The organism is Alkalimonas collagenimarina, from assembly GCF_030717845.1.
Classification (GTDB): domain Bacteria; phylum Pseudomonadota; class Gammaproteobacteria; order Enterobacterales; family Alteromonadaceae; genus Alkalimonas; species Alkalimonas collagenimarina.
Map to the genome: position 1 here is coordinate 1 of NZ_JAUZVZ010000060.1, position 1,222 is coordinate 1,222.

A 1,222-nucleotide genomic window follows, 5' to 3' on the forward strand; every position below is an offset into this window, starting at 1 on the left:
CGTTGCAACCCTGCGCAAACGTAAGCTTCCTATGGATGCGATGATTTGGGCCGTGATAGGCATGTCACTCTTTCGCACCGAATCCGTCCGTCAGTTAATCAACAAGCTGGACATTGTATTGCCGCAAGATGTGGATTACGTCGCCCGCAGTGCGGTGACGCAAGCGAGGAAGAAGTTAGGAAGTGATGCTGTCCGTGATGTATTTCACCTGTCTGCACAGACGTGGCATGAACGAGCTGAGCACCCTCACTGGTGCGGTCTGAATCTTTTTGGTGTTGATGGTGTGGTCTGGCGTACGCCCGATAACAAAGAAAACAGCGCAGCATTTGCGCGAACCGCGAATAAAGCCAGCGAAGCAGGTTACCCGCAGGTGCGGATGGTCTGCTTAATGGAGCTTAGCAGTCACTTAATCCTTGATAGTGCGTTTAACAGCGTCTGTGAGAATGAAATGAATCTGGCCGCTCAACTGATAGCGCGGGTGCCGGATAATAGCCTGACATTATTCGATAAAGGTTTTTACTCGCTGGGCTTGCTGCATGACTGGCAGCATAAAGGCATCAACACACACTGGTTGTTGCCACTGAAGAAGAACGTACAATACGAGGAAATCAAAAACCTTGGCAAGCAAGACAAGCTCATTCGTCTGACAACGACACCCCAGTCGAGAAAAAAGCGACCCGACTTACCTCTCATCATCGAAGCACGACTTATTACGCGGCAAATCAAAGGAAAAGAGGTAAAAATCCTCACCTCCATGGTCGACCCTATGACTTATCCTGCCGCCGAGATTGTGGACCTTTACAGCCATCGCTGGGAAATCGAAATGGGATACCGGGAAATGAAGCAACATCTGCTGGAAAGCCGGTTTACACTGCGCAGCAACCTTCCAGAGCTTATCCGGCAGGAGCTGTGGGGGTTACTGCTCGCCTACAACCTAATTCGATATAAAATGGTGCTGATGGCCAAGTCACTCAAAGGTGTATTCCCAAACCAACTGAGCTTCAGAGATGCCTCATCACACATCATCCACAAGCTGACCTTAATGCCAATTTATGCACCTGGTAACGTGCCTAAGCTCATAATGGATATCGAGAAAAACGCCAGTCAATTTAAGCTGGAAGGAAAGCGAGAGCGGAGTTATCCAAGGATATTGAAGGTATCGAAAAACCGGTACCCTGTCGCTAAAAACAAAAATGCCGCTCACCTTAAGTGAACGGCATTA

1 protein-coding gene is annotated in these 1,222 nt (G+C 48.9%); it reads left to right on the forward strand.

Annotated elements, in window-relative coordinates; translation table 11 throughout:
- Nucleotides 1–1,213 (forward strand): IS4 family transposase (locus tag Q3O60_RS17575; protein WP_305895227.1); only part of this gene is annotated, 1,213 nt, incomplete at its 5' end.
- Nucleotides 1,214–1,222 lie beyond the last annotated feature (9 nt).